The organism is Streptomyces sp. NPDC024698, assembly GCF_055559015.1.
Map to the genome: position 1 here is coordinate 88,966 of NZ_JBVHLK010000022.1, position 15,857 is coordinate 104,822.

12 protein-coding genes are annotated in these 15,857 nt (G+C 71.1%); 7 read left to right on the forward strand and 5 right to left on the reverse strand.

The genetic code is table 11. The features are described 5' to 3' along the window. The first annotated feature begins 197 nt into the window (after nt 1-197). From ACZ4AA_RS32255 to ACZ4AA_RS32270, 4 genes are read left to right on the forward strand one after another with little or no spacing between them, the layout of a single operon-like run. A complete protein-coding gene (locus ACZ4AA_RS32255; RefSeq protein WP_467610623.1) occupies nt 198-500 on the forward strand; it encodes a hypothetical protein in 303 nt (100 codons plus the stop codon). A gap of 7 nt (nt 501-507) precedes the next feature. Next, nucleotides 508-1,776, forward strand: coding sequence for an enoyl-CoA hydratase/isomerase family protein (locus ACZ4AA_RS32260; protein WP_467610625.1), 1,269 nt, complete (start codon nt 508-510; stop codon nt 1,774-1,776). Nucleotides 1,777-1,788: 12 nt separating this feature from the next. Next, nucleotides 1,789-2,685, forward strand: a complete 897-nt coding sequence (locus ACZ4AA_RS32265) for a hypothetical protein (protein ID WP_467610627.1) — start codon at nt 1,789-1,791, stop codon at nt 2,683-2,685. A gap of 21 nt (nt 2,686-2,706) precedes the next feature. After that, nucleotides 2,707-3,381, forward strand: a complete 675-nt coding sequence (locus ACZ4AA_RS32270; RefSeq protein ID WP_467610629.1) for a hypothetical protein — start codon at nt 2,707-2,709, stop codon at nt 3,379-3,381. Between the two features lie 39 nt (nt 3,382-3,420). Here ACZ4AA_RS32270 and ACZ4AA_RS32275 read toward each other — a convergent pair whose 3' ends face one another. Continuing rightward, on the reverse strand, nt 3,421-4,224 hold the full coding sequence (locus ACZ4AA_RS32275; RefSeq protein WP_467610630.1) for a hypothetical protein: 804 nt from the start codon (nt 4,222-4,224) through the stop codon (nt 3,421-3,423). Nucleotides 4,225-4,404: 180 nt separating this feature from the next. After that, nucleotides 4,405-4,710, reverse strand: a complete 306-nt coding sequence (locus ACZ4AA_RS32280; RefSeq protein WP_078943692.1) for a WXG100 family type VII secretion target — start codon at nt 4,708-4,710, stop codon at nt 4,405-4,407. A gap of 277 nt (nt 4,711-4,987) precedes the next feature. On the opposite strand from ACZ4AA_RS32280, the gene ACZ4AA_RS32285 reads away from it, so the two are divergent. After that, the gene (locus ACZ4AA_RS32285; RefSeq protein WP_467610631.1) at nt 4,988-9,550 is read left to right on the forward strand and encodes an FtsK/SpoIIIE domain-containing protein; all 4,563 of its coding nucleotides are present in this window, start codon (nt 4,988-4,990) and stop codon (nt 9,548-9,550) included. Between the two features lie 79 nt (nt 9,551-9,629). After that, entirely contained in the window at nt 9,630-10,232 is a 603-nt protein-coding gene (locus tag ACZ4AA_RS32290) for a hypothetical protein (RefSeq protein WP_467610633.1), read from the forward strand. An 89-nt stretch (nt 10,233-10,321) separates the two neighbouring features. Here the strand turns inward: ACZ4AA_RS32290 and ACZ4AA_RS32295 are convergent, their stop codons facing one another. Beyond that, complete coding sequence (locus tag ACZ4AA_RS32295; protein WP_467610696.1) at nt 10,322-12,106, reverse strand: serine/threonine-protein kinase; 1,785 nt, start codon at nt 12,104-12,106, stop codon at nt 10,322-10,324. A gap of 99 nt (nt 12,107-12,205) precedes the next feature. Next, nucleotides 12,206-13,054: a menaquinone biosynthetic enzyme MqnA/MqnD family protein gene (locus ACZ4AA_RS32300; RefSeq protein WP_467610635.1), complete on the reverse strand. Its 849-nt coding sequence runs from the start codon at nt 13,052-13,054 to the stop codon at nt 12,206-12,208. Between the two features lie 343 nt (nt 13,055-13,397). Between ACZ4AA_RS32300 and ACZ4AA_RS32305 the strand changes: the two genes are divergently transcribed. After that, nucleotides 13,398-13,601 (forward strand): cold-shock protein, encoded by a 204-nt coding sequence (locus tag ACZ4AA_RS32305; RefSeq protein WP_037627265.1) that lies wholly within the window; start codon nt 13,398-13,400, stop codon nt 13,599-13,601. Nucleotides 13,602-13,726: 125 nt separating this feature from the next. On the opposite strand, the gene ACZ4AA_RS32310 is transcribed toward ACZ4AA_RS32305, so the two are convergent. Continuing rightward, nucleotides 13,727-15,631: an AMP-dependent synthetase/ligase gene (locus tag ACZ4AA_RS32310; RefSeq protein WP_467610637.1), complete on the reverse strand. Its 1,905-nt coding sequence runs from the start codon at nt 15,629-15,631 to the stop codon at nt 13,727-13,729. Between the last annotated feature and the right edge of the window lie 226 nt (nt 15,632-15,857).

A 15,857-nucleotide genomic window follows, 5' to 3' on the forward strand; every position in this document is an offset into this window, starting at 1 on the left:
CGACCGGACCAAGACGGCTCCGGAAACCTCCGAACGCGCCGCGCCTTCCCCTGTGGTGGCGCGCCGAGGGCGGAAAGTAGGATCGCCGCGATGATCGTCACAGCCGAGGACGCCGCACCGTCTCGAGAACTCCGCCCCGAGGCGCGCCCGGACCTCGCCCGGCGATCCCTTCACGGACGCAACGGGGGCGACGCATCGTGAGTGATCTACGGCTCGAGGGCACGATCTTCGAGGACTTGAGGAAGACCTTCGGCAACGTCACCGACCGTATGGACGCCGCGCGTCGCACTCTGCGCGGCACCGACGGATCGGTGGTGGGAGATCAAGGCCTGGTGGACGACGTGCATGACTTCGCCGACACCTGGGGCTACGGAATCAAACAGCTCGGCAAGCACACCCAGGGTGCGGTCAAGATGATCGACAAGATCGGTTCGTCCTTCGAGAAGCTCGATCTGGATCTCGCGGAGTCTCTCAAGGCTCCGACGAAGAAGGGGCATTGAACGAGCCATGGGACGCCCTTCATATCCCCACATAGGCTGGGACCCCACCCCCGGCGATGTCGAACAGACCCGGGAACTCGCCAAGAAACTGGCCGGACTGGCGGGCGAGTTGGGCACGGCTCTGGGGGAGTTGCAGCGGATCGAGTGCGGTGCCTGGAAGGGCAAGACCGCGATCGCGTTCAGCGAGCACATCTCCACCGACGTGACTCCCTTGATCAAGAAGAGTCACGACTCCTTCGACAAGGCGGCTCGGGCCCTGCATCGCTGGGCCGGACAGCTCTCCGACTTCCAGGACGAGGCCGACCGGCTGGAGAAGGACGCCGGAGTGAAACTCGCGGCCAAGGAGAAGGCCGAACAGGAGGCCGAGGGCAAGGGCAGCGACGCACTCGGCAAGGCGTCCGGTGGGGTCGACGAGGTCATCAGCAAGGTCCACGACCTGGAGGACCGGTACCACAAGGCCGCGGGTCTGATCAGCAAGGACCTTGACAAGGCCGCCGACATCGCGCCGGACGAGCCGGGTTTCTGGGACAGCCTGGGGAACGGAATCGCGGATGCCTGGAACGGAACCGCGGACTGGGTGACCGAGCACGCCGATCTGATCAAGGAGATCGGCGACGTCCTCAGCGACATCACCGCGGTGCTGGGCGTCCTCGCCATCATCACCCTGCCCTTCGAACCGCTCGGTGCCATCTTCGGTGCCGCCGCGCTCCTGACCAGCGGACTGGCCCTGCTCACGCACGGGGTGGCCATGGCCGGCGGCGCGGACGTCAGCTGGCTCACCATGGGCACCGACGCGCTGGGCCTTCTCCCCGGGATCGGGATGTTCGCCAAGGGAGCGAAGGTGGCCAGCGAGGCGGTTGCCGCTGAACGCATCGGTGAGTTCGGGAAGGGCTTCGCGGCGTCGCCCATCGCCTCCTCGTTCAATCTCATGGCCACGGGAAAGATGGCGGGTTCCGTCGAAGGAGGACTCGGCCTGCTGGGCAGGAAGATCGTCCTCGGAGGCACCGCGAAGGACATCGCCCTGCTCAGCAGCGAGAGCGGAACGATGAACCGACTGGCAGGTCTCGCCGAGGCGGGCTACCACCAGGGCCAGTGGCTCGGGACCAAGGGTGCCGCGCTCCTCGGGGAGAGATTCACCGTCGACCCGCTGAGCGGGCTGGGCCGCGGAATCGATGTCGCAGGCAAGGTGCTGCCCAAGGGAATCAGCATCGGACTGCACAGTGGTGAGTCCACCGATCCCGGGGACCGCCTCCACCAATCCGCTACCGCACACTGAGGCTAGACACTGATGACGATCTGGCAACCTGAAGCGAACGAGATCCTGATCGCGCGATCCGCGGTGAGCTTCGCCACGGGTGCCGCCACGCCCGTGGCGAACATGCGCTGGTTCCGGGACCCCGATCGGGCCGACATCCAGGACGACCTGCCCGGCTGGCCCGAGGGCCCCCGCTTCACCGTCCGCGGCAAGAGCGAGCGCCGGGCGCGCGGCGCCGCGAGGTTCGGAGCGAGCGTGCTGTTCGTGGCGGCGATCGGTGTCCTCGAATCGCTGGCGGGCTCGGGCAGCACCGGTAACGTCACGACGCTCGGCACGCCGGACGAGCCGGAGAACGAGGTCGAGGACTTCCCGGTCATGTGGGCGGCGCCCGGCACCCTCGCGCGTACGCTCCCCTGGCAGCTCGATCCGGCTCGGCGTCCCACGACGGACCGTACGCATCTGGTCGTCACAGACCGACGCGTCCTCGTTCTCGGGTTGCTGAACGACACGGAGGATCCCTTCGACGAGGTCCTCTGGGAGACCGAACGGTCGAACATCGCGGCGGCCACCCGCAGGAACTTCTGCCGGACCGACACGGACTTCACCCTCGCCTTCACCGACGGATCCTGGTGCCGGCTGGCCGGCTGGAACGGCACCTGCCGTGACGACGCCACCCGCGCCCTGGAGGACCCGCTCACCCTGATGGACCCGGACGACCTCACACCGGGGCAGCGGCAGGCCGTACGGAAGCTCGTGGAGGACAAGGAGCCCGGGGGGAGCCTGCTGATCCACCGCCGCCCGAGCGGCAACGTCTACGTCACCTACCGGCTCGACGACCGCGTCGACCCCGTCTACGGAATCGGCAAGTCGGCCTTCAAGCTGATGGATCCCGACGGAGAGAACGCCACATTCCACGACGGCGACATCTGACGACCAAGGAAGCCGGATCCTGTGACACCCACCGCCAACCCGGTCCTCTCGGTGCTCGACGACGTACCCCCGCTGTCGTTCACCGCACCCGAAGGCTTCTTCACCCTGCCTCTGGCGGCCACACCGGACGAACGAGCCGTCCTGTCAAAGGCGTTCGTACGAGAGCTCTACTCCCGTGGCGATGCGGCACTGTGGACTCCCGCCGCCCCCTTCTACGAGGCACTCGCGGAACGCCTGGCGCACGCGGGCGTCTCGTATTCGGCGATGGGCCTCTTCTCCACCGACGACGACGATGGCGGCGTCGTCCGGTGCTCCCTCACGGTGGCCGCCGTGGAGACGGAGCAGACCGACCCCGAGATCGCCGCGCACGGCATCCTGACCGCTCTCGGCAGCGATCCGCGCCATGACGCCCGATGGCTGGACCTGCCCTGCGGTCCAGCGGTCTCGTGCGTGACGTTCCGCGAGGTGACCCTCTCTCCCGAGATCACCGCCAGCGGCGCCGAGGAGCGCCTTCTCACGGGGCAGATCCAGGTGCACATCCCGTTTCCGACCGGACCCCACACCGCCGTCTTCACTCTGGACACGGCCTCGACCGAGTACTGGGCCGAATTCTGCGACCTGCTGGTAGCCGTTCTCCGCACGGTGTCCTTCTCCGAGCCCACCGGCGATACGGACGCGTCGGGGCAAACGCCGTAGGCACGGGTCTCCGGGGCCGGTCCGACCCCGATGGTCCCGTCATACCGCCCGGTCCTCCTCGGCCCGCCCGGGCCGCGGTGTCCGTCCCAGAGAAACGGCGCTCGCCGGTGCCAGAATCAGGACCACGGCGGCGCCCAGCGCGACGACCGCACCCGCCGTCCCCCCGATCTCGGCCCGCGTGCCGAGGAAGGGCCGGTAGTGACCTGCCGGATCGACGACGGCGGTGTCCCGGGAGCCGACCCGGTCGGCACAGTTCTCCCTGTCGCCGAGCAGACGGCGGACGGAACCGTCCTGGAGCCGGACTTTGCAGTACGTCTCCCGGGTGCCGTGGGTCCACTGGTGGAGCGGGCGGACGATCGTCACGGGCTGCTCGACACCGCGCAGCCGCAGGTACCACTGCTGGGTGCCGAAGGAGCCGGTGACGACCAGGGCGGCGTACGCCGCCACCGCGACCCATCGCAGGACGAGCCCTCCGCGCGACGCGCGGGTCCTGACGGCCGCGAGAAGGACACCCGGTGCCCAGACCGCGCCCACCAGCAGCGCCGACTCGTGCAGTACGGGCGTGGCGACCTCGGTGAGGACCACCCCGGCGAGGGCCGCCACGAACAGCAGCACCCACGGACGTACGGCGGTCCGCTGCGCCGGGCCCTCGTCGTCCCCGGGACGCCGTGGCCGAAGCTCGGTGGTGAACTCGGAGAGAACGGCGCGCACCTTGCGCATCCCGTCGTCGGCGGCCATGAGGCGCAGCTCCGGCAGGCCAAGTCCGACCTGTTCCAGTGTGCGGCGCCCGTCCTCCGGCAGCCGCGCGAACAGGCTGTCGACGGACTCCTCTTCCTTGTTCACCACTCGGTCCTCCGGTCGGTGAAGCGGCCCACCTCAGCCTGTTCCCGGGCCCGTTCCGAGGCGGCACGCGCGCCCCGCGCACATACGCCCGAACCGCGCGAAGGGCAGCCGGATCCGCCCGGCGCGGCGGGGCGCCGGGGCACACCGCCGCGCCGGTTCACCCGAGTGCCGGGGAGGGCGTCAGCCCTTGACCCCCTTCGCCAGCTGATCGTCCAGGTCCTCATAGGCCTTGGCCGCGTCCTCAAGGAACTTGGCCATTCCCTTGAGGCCCTCCAGGGTGTCCTTCATGCCCTTGGTGAACTCCTTGAAGGAGTCGTCGAAGGCCTGGGAGCCCTTGGACGTCGTGTAGCCGTCGGCGACGAGGCCGTCGATGTAGCTGTCGAGGCCGTGGAGCTTGTCCTCCATCTTCTCCTTCTCGTGGCCGAGTCGCTTCGCAGCGTGCCGCATCTTCTCGTAAGTGATGTCCGCGTCTTTGCCGCCGGCCATGTGACGTCCTCCATGCTTCAACTCGCCGCAGGGCCAACCCCCGTGGCTCCTGATGCGGATGGTGTGATCGTCCGCGTCGATCCAGCAGCTTACTTACGGCGCTTGCAGGAGCACACCCCGGTTGTGTCACGAGCGCGCACCAAGGCCCCTTCCCGCGGCGGGCCTTCGTGGTTCCCTCACACGGGCCGTTGCCTGCGGGAAGCGGTGAGCGGCTATCGTCGGAAGCACGGTGGCCCGCGTTCCGGAAGGGGCCTTCGGTGTCAGGGGGAGGACGAGCGTGCGGTTGACTCTGACCGTCGTCGACCCGCTCGGCGGAGCCACCGCCGACGTGGTGCTCGACGCGGATCCCGAGTCCTCGGTGGGGGACATCGCCAAGGAGCTCGCGGAGCAAGTCGGTTACGGCGATGGTGCCCAGATCATCCCCCTCGGGCAGCACCAGGGAGCCGCCGGCGGCGGCGCGCCGGTCGCGTATGTCGACGGGTACCCGGTCGATCCCGCCGCGACCATCGCCACCTCGCCGCTGCGCGAGGGCGCCGTCGTGAGTCTGCACGACCCCGCCGGATGCCTGCCGGGCGAACCGACCGGCCTGGTCGAACTGCGGGTGGCGGGCGGCCCGTCGGCGGGCGGCGTGCACCGGCTCGGGATCGGCCGGTACGACATCGGCGCCGGGGCCGCCTCGTACGTCCGGGTCGACGATCCCGAACTCCCGGGAAGAGCACTGACGTTGTCAGTTGCAACGGACGGGACGTGCCGGGTCGCCGTGCACGGCGAGAAGAAGGGCGTCACCCTCGACGGCGAGCCGATCGCAGACCGCGAGGACGACGCGTGGCCGCTCGGCAGCCAGGTCGCCGTCGGCAACACCCTTTTCCAGCTCGACCGTTACGCACAGCCCGACGCCGCGCTCACATGGTCGGACGACGGAGCCGGCCTCGACTACAACCGGCCCCCACGGCTCCAACCGCCCGAACGCGAGACGAAGTTCCGACTGCCGAGCCCCGTACGGGACTACGAGGCCCGCCCGTTGCCCTGGCTGATGGCGCTCACCCCGCTCGTCAGCGCCGTCGTCATGGTGATGGTGTTCGGGCGCTGGTACTACATGATCATGGCGTTGCTGAGCCCGCTGATCATGCTCGGCAACTACTTCATGGACAAGAAGCAGGGCCGCAAGTCCCATGCCAAGCAGGTCAAGGAGTACGCCGAGCACAAGGCGCGGATCGAGCAGGACGCCCGGGAGGCACTCCTCGCCGAACGGCTCGACCGGCACCGGGCGATCCCCGACCCGGCGACCGTGCTGTCCCTGGGCACCGGACCGCGCACCCGGCTGTGGGAGCGGCGGCGCACCGACGCGGACCATCTGCTGCTGCGGGTCGGCACCGGACAGCTGCCGTCCGAGGTCGTGCTCGACGATCCCGAGCGGGACGAACACAAGCGCCAGGTCACCTGGACCATCGAGGACGCCCCGGTCGCCCTTCCGCTGGCCGAGCGCGGTGTCGTCGGCATCGCGGGACCCGGTGACTCGGCCCGGGCGCTCGGCCGTTGGGTCCTCGCGCAGACCGCGGTGCTGCACAGTCCGCTGGACGTCCAGTTCTACGTCCTGACCGAGAACGGCGGCCGGGACAGCTGGGACTGGGTGCGCTGGCTCCCGCACAGCAGGCCCGCCGGCGCCCAGGAGGCCAACGTCCTCATCGGCACGGACGCCGAGACCGTCGGCGCCCGCATCGGCGAGCTGACCCAGCTCCTCGACGCCCGCCAGAAGGCCGCCAGGCAGAACGGCAACAAGGCCTCGTTCGGCGACCCCGACATCGTCGTCGTCTGGGACGGATCCCGGCGGCTGCGGTCCATGCCGGGCGTGGTGCGACTGCTGCGCGAGGGCCCGGCCATGTCGCTGTACGCGATCTGCCTGGACGCCGAGGAGCGGTTCCTGCCCGGCGAGTGCCAGGCCGTCGTCGTCGCGGAGCCGAGGCCCGAGGAGCACCCGAGCGCGCAGGCGCCCGCCAGGACGGCACCGGCCGCACCCGGCGGCTTCCCCTCCTTCCACGCCTGGCACGCCACCAGCACCGACGACTCCGCCACCGGGTCGCACAAGCCGCTCGAACTGCGGCTGCGCGTCCAGCAGACGGGCATCGCCCGGGTCCGGGACGTACGGCCCGACCTCGTGTCGCCCGCCTGGTGCTCACGGCTCGCCCGCTCCCTCTCCGCGCTGCGCGACATCAGCGGCGAGACCGAGGACTCGGCCCTGCCCGGCGCCAGCCGGCTGCTCGACGTGCTCCAGCTGGAACCGCCGACCGGGGACGCGATCGGCGCGCGCTGGCGGCTGGGCGGCCAGTCGACGACCGCGGTCATCGGCGAGTCGTACGACGGTCCGTTCGGCATCGACATACGGCGCGACGGCCCGCACGGACTGATCGCCGGTACGACGGGTTCCGGCAAGTCGGAGCTGCTCCAGACGATCGTGGCGTCGCTGGCCGTGGCCAACACCCCCGAGAACATGACGTTCGTCCTCGTCGACTACAAGGGCGGCTCGGCGTTCAAGGACTGCGTGCAACTCCCGCACACCGTCGGCATGGTGACCGATCTCGACGCCCATCTCGTGGAACGTGCGCTGGAATCGCTCGGCGCCGAACTCAAGCGGCGCGAGCACATCCTCGCCGCCGCCGACGCCAAGGACATCGAGGACTACCAGGATCTCGTACGCCGTGACCCCTCGCACGCTCCGGTGCCCCGACTCCTCATCGTCATCGACGAGTTCGCCTCCATGGTGCGCGACCTGCCCGACTTCGTGACGGGTCTGGTCAACATCGCCCAGCGGGGCCGCTCGCTCGGCATCCACCTGCTGCTGGCCACCCAGCGGCCCAGCGGTGTCGTCTCGCCCGAGATCCGGGCCAACACCAACCTCCGTATCGCGCTGCGCGTGACCGACGGCGGCGAGTCGAGCGATGTCATCGACTCCCCCGAGGCCGGGCAGATCTCCAAAAGCACGCCGGGCCGCGCGTACGTGCGGCTCGGGCACGCCTCGCTCGTGCCGTTCCAGTCCGGACGCGTGGGCGGCCGCCGTCCCGGCGCCGCCGACCCGGCGGCGCTCGCGCCCTGGGCCGGACCGCTGGACTGGGCGGACCTCGGGCGGACCGCGCTGGTCAAGCCGAGGACCGAGCAGCGCGAGGAGGAGATCACCGACCTCAAGGTGCTGGTCGACGCCGTGCGCGACGCCAACCGGGCGCTCGGCATCCCTCCCCAGCACAGCCCGTGGCTGCCCGCCCTCGCCGGGACGCTGCTGCTCGACGAGATCACCGCGCCGGCGTTCCGGGGCGGCGCGGGCAAGCTGCCGCCCGCCCCGTACGGCGTCGAGGACCTGCCCGCCGACCAGGCCCGCCGGCCCGTCGTGGTGGACTTCGCCTCCTTCGGGCATCTGCTCATCGGCGGCGCCCCGCGCAGCGGACGGTCGCAGATCCTGCGCACGCTCGCGGGTTCGCTGGCCCGCACCCACTCGGTGGCCGACGTCCATCTGTACGGCATCGACTGCGGCAACGGGGCGCTCAACGCGCTGACCCGGCTGCCGCACTGCGGCGCCGTCGTCGGCCGCAACCAGACCGAGCGCGTGGTCCGTCTCGTCACCCGTCTGAAGGGCGAACTCGGGCGCAGGCAGGATTTGTTGGCGGACAAGGGCTTCGCGGACATCGGCGAGCAGCGGGCCGCGGTGACGGAGGACGAGCGGCTGCCGCACATCGTGGTGCTGCTCGACCGGTGGGAGGGCTGGCTGCCGACGCTCGGCGAGTACGACCACGGCGATCTGACCGACCAGCTCACCGCCATGATGCGCGAGGGCGCGAGCGTCGGACTGCATCTGGTGATGACGGGCGACCGGCAGATCCTCTCCACCCGGATCGGCTCGCTCACCGAGGACAAGTACGCGCTGCGGCTCGCCGACCGCTCCGACTTCTCGCTGATCGGCGTCAACGCGCGCAAGGTCCCCGAGGAGATCCCGCCCGGCCGCGGCTACCGCAACGAGCACGGCACCGAGACCCAGTTCGCCCTGCTCGCGGAGGACTCGACCGGTCAGGGACAGGCCGCGGCGCTCACCGCGATCGGCGAGGCCGCGGCGGCACGGGACGCCGAACTGCCGCGCGCCCGGCGCCCGTTCCGGGTCGACGTGCTGCCCACCCGGATCGGCTTCGCCGAAGCCTGGGAGATGCGCGACCCGGACGCCTCCCGCTCCCGGCTGTGGAGCCTGGTGGGCATCGGCGGCGACGACGTCCGGGGCTTCGGCCCGGACCTCTCCCAGGGCGTGCCGACGTTCGTCGTCGCGGGTCCGGCCAAGTCCGGCCGCAGTACGACGCTGATGAACATGGCCCGCTCGTACCTGGCCCAGGGCGTACGGCTGGTCGTCGCGGCGCCCCGTCCGTCGCCCTTGCGCGAACTCGACGGTCAGGACGGCGTGTTGAAGGTCTTCGACGAGGACGACATCGAGGGCGACGACCTGCGCGAGGCCATCGACTCGGCGACGCCCGAGGAGCCGATCGTGGTGCTGGTCGACGACGGCGAGGTGCTGGAGGACTGCGACGCCGAGACGGTCTTCAAGCGGATCGTGCAGCGCGGCGCCGAACGCGGGCTCGCGCTGGTCATCGCCGGTGACGAGGACGACGTGTGCAGCGGCTTCTCCGGCTGGCAGGTCGAGATGAAGAAGGGCCGCCGGGGCATCCTGCTGTGCCCGCAGGACTCGTCCGCGGGCGAGCTGATCGGCATCCGTACGAACCGCAGCATGGTCGGCGGTCCGGTCGCCCCCGGCAAGGGCCTGCTCCACCTCGGGGACGGGGAGCCGATGACGGTGACGACACCGATGTGAGCCATCGGCCCGTGCGGGCACGGTGGCGGGAGCCAGGGAGAACAGGCCGGCGGGAGCGAGGAAGAAGGGGGCGGGTCCGGTGGGCGGATCGGCGAGACCGAAACGGCGGCGGCCCACGGGGGCCGCGCTGGGCCACGAGCATGTGCCGCGGCGGCCGTCCGCGGGACGGCGGGCGCGGGAGAAGGGGTCCTGGAGGAACGCGGTCGGGGGCTGCCTGATCCTGTCGGCCGCCCTGGCGGCGTTCGCCGCGTTCGGCTTGGCGACGGAGGCCTGGGGGCGGGAGCTCTGGGGCCGTACCACTCCCGCCTCGCCCGGCGGCGGGTACGGCTTCGCCGCCGCCGTCGGCGCCCTGCTGCCGTTCGGGCTCGCCGCCGTGATCGCGGCGCTCTCACGGATGAAGTGGAAGGAGCGGCCGCTCCGTTCGCTCGGCTGGGCGGTCGCCTCCCTGCCGGGCCTCGCCGCCTGCTCCTTCTGCGCGCTGGTCGTGTTCACCACCGCGCGCCCGAAGCACCACCGCGAGGGGGACTCCGGGTGCTTCGGCCGGGGCGAACCCTGTTGGGTGCACGTCCAGTACCCGTGGGTCTGGGCCGTCGGCCTGCTCTCGACGCTGCTCGTCGCCGCCGCGCTGATCAGCGCGGCCGTCAGGATCACGAAGGCCCGCGAGAAGGCGCAGACCGGCTGACCCGGGCGGCCGGCCGAACCACCTGTCCGACCGAACCACCTGTCCGACCGAACCAGGCGGCCCGACACCGCCCGGGCCGCCCCGCCCCGTCAGCCGACCTTGTTCATCCGGGCCACCGGATCGCCCGCCTCCGGGTTGTCCGTCTCGTAGGTCAGATCGCTGCCGACGGGCGTCAGCCGCACCTCGTGCCGCCCCTTGGTGCAGACGTCCCGGTTGGACTCCGAGGCCACGCTCGTGGCGACGAGCCGTGTCTTCGTGACCTCCTTCAGGACGAGCACGTCGTCACAGATGCCGCCGATCTGGTCGGTCTGCCGGAAGGTGCCCAACTCCTGCCCCACGGCGGCCTGGTGGACGGTAACGCGGAAGGTGCCCATGGGGAGGGTGCCGCTGAGACCGAGCCCGTCGCCCTCCCAGGTGCCGAGGTAGGAGGCCGGGATCGACGACGGCGGCTTCCCCGGACCGGACGCGCTCTTCGTCGGAGCGGGCTCCGGGGCGCTCTCGGTGGAGCCCGGTTCCTTCGCGGTCGCGCTCGGCCCCGTGGCGGAGAGGCTCCGGCTCGCCGTGGGCGACGGCCGCCCGCCCGCCACGCTCCCCTCGTCGTCCTTGCCGCCGCCCGGCAGCAGGTCGAAGAGGAACGCGGATCCCACGGTCACCGCCGCCAGCGCCCCCGCGACGGCCAGCGCGACGGTGCAGCTCATCCTGCGGCCCTGTCCGCCCGCCCCGGGCGCGGAGGTCGCCGCCACGCTGACCGAGACCCTGCCCGGCCGGTCGGGCGTCCCCGGGCCCGGGGCCCCCTCGCGGTGAACGGCGTCCTCTGGCCCAAAGGAGGAGACCTCGCCCTGTCGCGGTACGTAGGGCGGCATCGTGGGCGGCGGCCCGAAGCCCGGCGGAGGCGGCCCGAAGCCTCCGCCCTGGACCGCCTCGACCGAGGCGCTGCTGAACCCCAACGGCCCGGAGGGCGTGGCCTGCGCGGCCCCCGCCGCCTCAAGGTTCAGCAGCTGTACGGCACTTCGGCTCACCCGCTCGACCAGGGCGCCCGGCAGCCAGCCCGCCGACACCAGCCGGGCGGCACCCCCCGGCGCCAGCCGCGCGGCCACCTCTCCCGGACCGGGCCGCGCCGAGGGCTCCTTGGCCAGGCAGGCCGCCACCAGCTCGCGCAACTCGCCTTCCAGGGCGTCGAGTCGGGGCTCCTCGTGCACCACCTTGTAGAGGAGGGAGGCCGAGGAGTCGCCGGGGAAGGGGGGCTCGCCGGTGGCCGCGTAGGCGAGGACGGCGCCGAGCGAGAAGACGTCCGCGGCTCCCGTGACGCCCTTGCCGAGGATCTGCTCGGGCGACATGTAGCCCGGGGAGCCGACCGAGACGCCGGTCGAGGTCAGCGAGGCGGTGCCGTCGGTGGCCCGCGCGATGCCGAAGTCGATCAGGAGCGGGCCGTCGAGGGTGAGCAGCACGTTGGAGGGCTTGACGTCACGGTGGACCAGGCCCAGCGCGTGGACCGCCGTGAGCGCCTCGGCCAGACCGGCGCCGAGGACCCGGGCGGAGTGGAGGGGCAACGGCCCGCCGTCGGCGATCGCCTGCGAAAGGGAGGGCCCGGCCGCGTAGCCGGTGGCGACCCAGGGGACCGGTGCCTCCGGGTCCGCGTCCAGGACGGGCGCCGTCCACGCGCCGCCGACCCGCCGCGCGGCCTCGACCTCGCGGCGGAAGCGGGCGCGGAACTCCTCGTCGAGCGCGAAGTGCGGATGGACGATCTTGACTGCGACCGTACGCCCGCCCGCGCTGCGTCCCAGATACACGCGCCCCATGCCGCCGGAACCCAGCCGGCCGAGCAGCCGGTAGGGCCCCACGGCCGTGGGTTCGTCGGCTCCGAGCGGCTGCATGGCACTCACGGTTCCCCCTCCCCCGTACACACTGCCCAGCAGCGTAGTGCCGTGCGCGCCCCCGGCCCCGAAATCAACGGGACCGGGTCGGCCGGCGTCTCACGGCTGAAGGAGCCGTACGTTCACATCCGCGGGGAACCCGGTGGTCGTGCCGACGCGGCGCGCGAACTCCCGTACGGCCTCCAGCTGGGGGCCGCCGAAGCGGAAGTCGAGCGTCGTGAAGTACTGCTCCAGGACCGCCTCGTCGAACTCCTCCCAGCGGGCGGCCTGCTCGGCGACCTTGGAGACCTCGTCGAGGGAGAGGTCGCGGGAGGCGAGGAAGGCCTGGTGCACCTTCCGGGTGACGAGCGGCTCGCGCTCCAGGTAGTCGCGGCGGGCCGCCCACACGGCGAAGACGAACGGCAGGCCCGTCCACTCCTTCCACAGCGCGCCGAGGTCGTGCACCTGGAGCCCGTACTTCGGCCCGTCGAGCAGGTTGGCGCGCAGCGCCGCGTCGCCGATGAGGACGGCGGCGTCGGCCTCCTGCATCATCAGGCTCAGATCGGGCGGGCACGTGTAGTACGAGGGCGTCACCCCGACCTTCTCGGCCAGCAGCAGCTGGGCGAGCCGCACGGAGGTGCGCGAGGTGGAGCCGAGGGCGACGCGGGCGCCGTCCAGCTGGTCGAGGGGAACCTGCGAGACGATCACGCAGGACATCACGGGGCCGTCGCAGCCGACCGCGATGTCCGGAAAGGCGACCAGGTCGTCGGCGTGCTTGAGGAACTCGACGAGCGTGATGGGCCCGATGTCGAGATCCCCTCGCACCAGCTGCTCGCTGAGCTTCTCGGGGGTGTCCTTGGTGAGCTCGAAGTCGAGGAGCGTGCCCGTTCTCGCGAGCCCCCAGTACAGGGGCAGGCAGTTCAGGAACTGGATGTGGCCGACGCGCGGCCGGGTGCGAGAATTGTCCACATCGCGAGGCTAGCCCCCATGCGATAGCGTGCAGGCTTCAGGGTCGGCGTGTGCTGGTGGAAACCATCCCGACCTCGCGTGTCAACCGTCGTGACACCTCGCAGTCAACGCACGTCAGGCCCCTGACCGGTGCGGACCACCCGTCCGGATGACGTGATCTTCGCCTCTATTGCTTTCGGCTGCCTGCGTGCTAGGCTCGCCGCAAGTTGCAGTTTGGTTTCCCTTGCAGTACAGAGCCTGCGGAGCATGTGACCGCGGGCTCTCGTCGTTTTCAGACGTATGCAGTTGTTTACACAATCGCAGGTTCTGGAGCAGGGCAACCCTTTGGGCCCAAGGAGGGCTTATGGCTACCGGAACCGTGAAGTGGTTCAACGCCGAAAAGGGCTTTGGTTTCATCGCCCAGGAAGGCGGCGGCCCGGACGTCTTCGTCCACTACTCCGCGATCAACGCGAACGGTTTCCGTTCGCTCGAAGAGAACCAGTCGGTTTCCTTCGACGTCACGCAGGGTCCGAAGGGCCCGCAGGCGGAGAACGTCACTCCGCTCTAAGCCTGCGGCTCCATGAGCCCAAAGCTTTGATCCGGAACGGATAGCAGTACCCAAGGAGCCCCGCGCCAGCCGGCCGCGGGGCTCCTGCCTTTGTGCGTCTCCCCGCCAGAACGGGGACACCGGGGCTATACGGCGTACAGGGCTTCTATCTCCCCGCTGAAATCCTTCTCGATCGCCGCGCGCCGCAGCTTCATGGAGGGGGTGAGATGGCCGGCCTCCTCGGTGAAGTCGACCGGCAGGACGGTGAAGCGGCGGATGGACTCGGGGCGGGAGACGAGCCGGTTGGTCTCGTCGACGGCGCGCTGGAGGATGGCCAGCAGATCCGGGTCGTCCATGACCAGCTCGGGCGGGACCGGGTGTTTGCCGTTCATCCGGCGCCAGTGGGAGATGCCCTCGGGGTCGAGGGTGACCAGGGCGGAGACGAAGGGGCGGCGGTCGCCGAGCACGATGCACTGGGCGATCAGCGGATGGGAGCGGAGGAAGTCCTGGAGGGGCGCCGGGGCGACGTTCTTGCCGCCCGCGGTGATCAGGATCTCCTTCTTGCGCCCGGTGATGGCGAGATAGCCGCCGTCGTCCAGCTCTCCGATGTCACCGGTGGCGAACCAGCCGTCGGGGGCCGCGTCGACGACACCGCCCGCGTGCGGGTCCCAGTAGCCGCGGAAGACCTGCGCCCCGCACAGCAGCACCTCCCCGTCGGCGGCGATCCGCACCCGGGTGCCCGGCAGCGGCCGGCCCACCGTGCCCAGGCGCGGCTTCTGCGGAGGGGTGACGGTCGCGGCGGCCGTGGTCTCCGTCAGCCCGTACCCCTCGAAGATCTCGATCCCGGCTCCCGCGTAGAAGGCGGCGAGCCGGCGGCCGAGCGGGGAGCCGCCGCAGATGGCGTGCCGGACCCTGCCGCCCAGGGCGTTGCGGATACGGCGGTAGACGAGGGGGTCGTAGAGGGCGCGGGCCGCGCGCAGGGAGCGGCTCGGGCCGGGACCGGTGCCGTGCTGCCGGGCCTCGACGGCCTCGCCGTACTTCTGGGCGATCCGGGCCGCCCGGTCGAAGGACGAGCCGCGGCCCATGCGTTCGGCCGTGGCGCGGCCGGTGTTGAAGACCTTCTCCAGGACGTAGGGGATGGCGAGCAGGAAGGTCGGCTTGAACGAGGCCAGGTCCGCGAGGAGTTCGTCGGTCTTCAGGCTCGGCGCGTGGCCGAGTTTCACGCGGGCGCGCAGACAGGCCACGGCCACCATGCGGCCGAAGACATGGGAGAGGGGGAGGAAGAGCAGGGTGGAGGCGGGGTCCTGCGGGCGTGCCTTGAAGATCGGGTAGAGCAGTTCGACGGCGTTGTCGACCTCGGCGAAGAAGTTGCCGTGGGTCAGGACGCAGCCCTTGGGGCGGCCGGTGGTGCCCGAGGTGTAGATGAGGGTGGCGAGCGTGTCGGGGCCCAGCATCCCGCGCCGTACGGCCACTTCCTGGTCCGGGACGTCACGGCCGAGTTCCGCGAGACGCTCCATGTGCCCCTTCTCGAAGATCCACATGTGCCGCAGATCGGGAAGGTGATCGCGCTCGGGGCCGAGTGCCGCCGCCTGGCCCACGGACTCCACGGCGAGCGCGACGGCTCCCGAGTCCTGGAGGATCCAGCGGGTCTGGAAGACGGAGGAGGTCGGGTAGACGGGCACGGTGACCAGGCCCGCGGCCCAGGCGGCGAAGTCGAGGAGCGTCCATTCGTACGTCGTCCGGGCCATGATGGCGATCCGGTCGCCCGGCACGAACCCTTCCGCGATCAGCCCCTTGGCCACCGCGAGGACCTCGTCGGCGAACTCGGCCGCGCTCACGTCCCGCCAGCCCTCGCCGTCCGGCGTCCTACGGCTGAGGACCGCGTCCTGCGGGGCGGCGGCCGCGTTGTCGAACGGGATGTCCGCCAGGGATCCGTGGGTCACCTGGCCCACGATGGGAGGCACCGCGACCTCGCGCACGACTCCGTCCAGCCGCTTGATCTCGGGCTCCGGAAGGAAGGGGACTGAGTCGGGCGGGTACGGGCTGGACACGGGGCGGCTCCTTGTCGGCCGGAGGCCGGGGCGGGTGCAAAGCGTGTTCGGGCTCGGAGGAGCGCGCGGGCGCGCGCAAACTCATACGGCCCTGGAACGTGGGGGGTTCAGGGGTCTCGGCAACCCGGTGAGACGGGGATCCTACGGCGCCGAAGTGTGGGGTTTGTGACGCTTTGCCGCAGGCGAAGTGGGGGTTACCCGGGGTAGCTGTGCTCTTCTCCGCCCC